The organism is Mycobacterium sp. TH-M15 (assembly GCF_057473705.1).
In genome coordinates this window covers 1-4,408 of record NZ_JBYCLB010000018.1, presented here as the reverse complement: position 1 = coordinate 4,408, position 4,408 = coordinate 1, and the positions used below count along the sequence as shown (strand labels likewise).

Annotated in this window: 4 protein-coding genes and 1 tRNA gene; 3 read left to right on the top strand and 2 right to left on the bottom strand. The window is 69.4% G+C overall.

The features are described 5' to 3' along the window. The first annotated feature begins 135 nt into the window (after positions 1-135). Positions 136-942, top strand: a complete 807-nt coding sequence (gene cmrA, locus AC2VNT_RS00450; protein WP_486944986.1) for a mycolate reductase — start codon at positions 136-138, stop codon at positions 940-942. 108 nt (positions 943-1,050) lie between these two features. Here cmrA and AC2VNT_RS00445 read toward each other — a convergent pair whose 3' ends face one another. Beyond that, positions 1,051-2,610: a helicase HerA-like domain-containing protein gene (locus AC2VNT_RS00445; protein WP_486944985.1), complete on the bottom strand. Its 1,560-nt coding sequence runs from the start codon at positions 2,608-2,610 to the stop codon at positions 1,051-1,053. 117 nt (positions 2,611-2,727) lie between these two features. Here AC2VNT_RS00445 and orn point away from each other — a divergent pair, with 117 nt between their 5' ends. Together orn and AC2VNT_RS00435 are read left to right on the top strand one after the other, a co-directional pair. Further along, positions 2,728-3,396 (top strand): oligoribonuclease, encoded by a 669-nt coding sequence (gene orn / locus AC2VNT_RS00440; RefSeq protein WP_486944984.1) that lies wholly within the window; start codon positions 2,728-2,730, stop codon positions 3,394-3,396. Between the two features lie 41 nt (positions 3,397-3,437). Continuing rightward, positions 3,438-3,510 (top strand) — tRNA-His (locus AC2VNT_RS00435). A 387-nt stretch (positions 3,511-3,897) separates the two neighbouring features. Here AC2VNT_RS00435 and AC2VNT_RS00430 read toward each other — a convergent pair. Then, the gene (locus tag AC2VNT_RS00430; RefSeq protein WP_486944983.1) at positions 3,898-4,344 is read right to left on the bottom strand and encodes an enoyl-CoA hydratase-related protein; all 447 of its coding nucleotides are present in this window, start codon (positions 4,342-4,344) and stop codon (positions 3,898-3,900) included. Positions 4,345-4,408: the final 64 nt, after the last annotated feature.

Genomic DNA, 4,408 nt, shown 5'->3' with positions numbered 1-4,408 from the left:
GATCTGGGATCGCCCGGATCTGCGCAGACCCGTCTCCGGGTTTCCCATACCCCGGCACTCTAATCGGCGCTTCGGCCGGGCCGTGGCGGTGCGGTGCCGGCGAGCCACCACGACCCCGTTGTCTAGCATGGGCCCATGCCGCTGCCCCCGCCCAGCCCGGACACCCGCGCCGTCGTCACCGGTGCGTCCCAGGGGATCGGCGAGGCGCTGGCCACCGAGCTGGCCGCCCGGGGCTACGGGCTGATCGTCACCGCACGCCGCGAAGACGTGCTCACCGAGCTGGCCGCGCGGCTCACCGACAAGTACCGGGTGCCCGTCGAGGTGCGGGCGGTCGATCTGGCCGATCCGCCGGCCCGCGACGCACTCTGCGCCGAGCTGGCCGGTCGGGAGATCTCGGTGCTGTGCGCCAACGCCGGAACCGGCACGTTCGGGCCGATCGCCGGCCTGGATCCGGCGGTGGAGCGGGCCCAGGTTCAGCTCAACGCGGTCGCGGTGCACGATCTGGTGCTGACGGTGCTGCCGGGCATGCTGGAGCGCCGGTCCGGCGGCATCTTGATCTCGGGGTCGGCGGCCGGTAATTCGCCGATCCCCAACAACGCCACCTACGCCGCGACCAAGGCGTTCGTCAACACGTTCAGCGAATCGCTTCGCGGCGAGCTGCACGGATCGGGGGTGCATGTCACGCTGCTGGCGCCGGGGCCGGTGCGCGCCGAGATGCCCGATGCCGGCGATGCCTCGCTGATCGACAAGCTGATCCCGGATTTTCTGTGGATCTCCACCCAGCACACCGCCAAACTGTCGCTGGATGCGTTGGGCCGCAACAAGATGCGCGTCGTCCCCGGGATCACCTCGAAGGCTATGTCGGTGGCGAGCGGGTACGCTCCGCGGGCGATCGTCACACCGATCGTCGGGGCGGTGTACAAGAAGCTCGGCGGCGACTAGCGGCGATCGCAGGCGCGGTGAAGCCGGGCGCTGGGGGCACCTCCCGCTTGCGGGGGACGGGTCGCCGCCATCAGATCAGCGCCGCGCTTCGCGGCGGCTGCCGGTTGGCTACCGCCGACGTCGGCCGGTGCCGAAGATGCTGCGGGTGATCTCCCGACCGAAGGCGGTGCCCGCCGAGCGCATCGCGCTCTTGACGGCCGGGTTGGCCAGAACTTTGTCGAACATGGACGGCTCCGGCTTGGGCGGCGGCGGCAGCGACACTTCGGCGTCGACCGAGACGTCCGACCACGGACTCAGTTTGGTGCTGAGCCGCTCGTAGGCCGAATCCCGGTCGACGGTCTGGCCGTACTCGGCCTGCAGCGGGCTGGCCTGCGCGGCGGCGGCGATCGCGTCGTCACCGATGGCGGCCATCAGCGAGCGCGGGGCCCGCAGCCGGGTCCAGGCAACCGGGGTGGGGGCGCCGCGCTCGGAGAGCACGGTGACGATCGCCTCGCCGATGCCCAGCGAGGTCAGCGCCGACTCCAGGTCGTAGGCCTTGGTCTTCGGGTAGGTGCGCACCGTCTTGGTGAGCGCCTTCTGGTCGTCGGGGGTGAAGGCGCGCAGCGCGTGCTGGATCCGGGCGCCCAGCTGCGAGAGCACGTCGTTGGGGACGTCGGTGGGCAGCTGGGTGCAGAAGAACACGCCGACGCCCTTGGACCGGATCAGCTTGACCGTCTGCTCGACCTGTTCCAGGAACGCCTTGGAGGCGTCGGTGAACAGCAGGTGCGCCTCGTCGAAGAAGAACACCAGCTTCGGCTTGTCCAGGTCGCCGACCTCGGGCAGCAGGGTGAACAGGTCGGCCAGCACCCACATCAGGAAAGTGGAGAACAGCACCGGGTGCGCGGCCTGGTCGCCCAGCTCCAGCAGGGTGATCACCCCGCGGCCCTTCGGGTCGCTGCGCAGCAGGTCTTCGGGGTTGAGCTCCGGCTCGCCGAAGAAGGTGTCCGCGCCCTGCGCCTCCAGGGTGACCAACGCGCGCAGGATGACGCCGGCCGTCGCCGGCGACACCGCCCCGAGATTCTTCAGTTCGGGCTTGCCCTCGTCGCTGGTGAGATAGCTGATCACCGAACGCAGGTCTTTCAGGTCCAGCAGCGGCAGCCCTTGCTGGTCGGCCCAGTGGAAGATCAGCCCCAGCGTCGATTCCTGGGTGGTGTTGAGCCCGAGCACCTTCGACAGCAGGATCGGGCCGAAGCTGGAGATGGTGGCCCGCACCGGAACCCCGACCCCGCCGGTGCCCAGCGACAGGAATTCCACCGGGAACGCGGTCGGCTGCCAGTCGTCGCCGGTCTCCTTGGCGCGCTCGGCGGTCTTGTCGGTGGCCTCGGCGGCCCGGGACAGCCCGGACAGGTCGCCTTTGATGTCGGCCATCAGCACCGGGACACCGGCGGCGGAGAGCTGCTCGGCAAGCCCCTGCAGCGTCTTGGTCTTGCCGGTTCCGGTGGCGCCGGCCACCAGGCCGTGCCGGTTGACCGTGGCCAGTGGGATGGCGACCCGCGCCGTCGGGTCCGCGGTGCCGTCGATGACGACGGTGCCCAGCTCCAGGGCCTGACCGTCGACGACGTAGCCGCTGGCGATCTGCTGTGCAGGACTGGCGGTCGCATCGCCGCCTGGTGTGGCTTCCGGGCTCATCGTGGCTGCGCCTCCTCCCGATCGGTCCCCGAGTGGTACCGGCAAGGCACGACACTACTTGTCCGGGTGGCACTGCGGCGCAACACTGCGCCGCCGAGCGGCTAACGTGGGTTTACTGTGAGCGCCGAACGAGACGAACTGGTCTGGATCGATTGCGAGATGACCGGGCTGGACTTGGGCTCGGACAAGCTGATCGAGATCGCCGCCCTGGTCACCGACGGGGAGCTCAACGTCCTCGGCGACGGTATGGACGTGGTGATCCACGCCGACGACGCGGCGCTGGACGCGATGAGTGACGTCGTCATCGAGATGCACACCCGGTCCGGGCTGATCGAGGAGGTCCGCAGCTCCACCGTCGACGTGCCGACCGCCGAGCAGATGGTGCTCGACTACGTCCGGGCCCACATCACGCACGCCAAGACGGTGCCGCTGGCCGGCAACTCGATCGCCACCGACCGCGGCTTCCTGGCCCGCGACATGCCAGAGCTGGATTCCTTCCTGCACTACCGGATGGTCGACGTCAGCTCGATCAAGGAGCTGTGCCGGCGCTGGTATCCGCGGATCTACTTCGGCCAGCCGGCCAAGGGGCTGGCCCACCGCGCGCTGGCCGACATCCAGGAGTCCATCAACGAGCTCAAGTTCTACCGGCGGGCCGCGTTCGTGCCGCCGCCCGGGCCGTCGACCAGTGAGATCGCCGCGATCGCGGCCGACTACGGGACGGATTCGGCTGCGGCCGGGGACACGCCCCCGACAAACGATTCGGTCACCGAGCCTCCCAGCGGCTAGTATCGACGTCGCCGCGGAACCCGTCCGGGCCGGCGGCAATGGTGGCTGTAGTTCAGTTGGTAGAGCGTCAGGTTGTGATCCTGAATGTCGCGGGTTCGAGTCCCGTCAGTCACCCCGACGGTTTATGCGGTTTGACCTGCGTAGACAGCCCTGCGAGGGCGGCCGCGGGTCAGTTCGGGTGCGGCAGCCACACCGAGGGGTAACAGCACATCCAGGCGCCCCCGCCGAAGCAGCACAGAGCCAAGACGGCGAACTCCAGTCCAGCGGGGTCGATATCGGCAGCCACCTCCGGCCGATGCGCCAGCTTGACGAAGAGCCGGATCAGCGGGGGTCTGGCGGATCTGTCACCTCCAACCCGAAACCCACAGACCGGCACCAGCGGCTGACCGACTGCACAGCTGGTACCGGCTTCCCCGACCTCGATGGACGGTTCGACGTCTCACCCACGTCCAGCCGACGCCACCCCGAAGATCCCCAGCGTCAGGTCCGCGTGGTCCCTCGTCAGGGCCGGCCCACCCAGGGCAGCCAGTCCGGGATGTCGCCGGGAACCTTCCCGGCGAAGGTCGGCTCGCGCCGCTGCAGGAACGACATGATCCCCTCGATGGCGTCCGCGGAGGTCGGCATGTCGGCGATCAGCCGGGAATCGACCCGCTGCACCTGCAGCGGCGATTCCAGCACGGAGAGCCGGTACAGCATCTGGCGGATCACCGCGACCGAAACCGGCGCCGTCTTGGCGATCAGCTCCCGCGCCAGCTTGTTCGCCGCCGCCAGCACGTCGCCCGGCTCGTGCAGGCTGTGCACCAGCCCGGTGGCCAGCGCCTCGTCGGCGTCGAAGACCCGGCCGCTGACCATCCAGTCCAGCGCTCTGCCCATGCCGACCAGCCGAGGCAGGAACCAGACCGAGGCGCCCTCCGGGTAGACGGTATGGGGGGCTGGGGCCTCGCTCACATGTGAACGTGGGTTGCGGACAGGAATCAGGTCCTGGCCGGTAGAGCCACAAGAATGTGGGAGG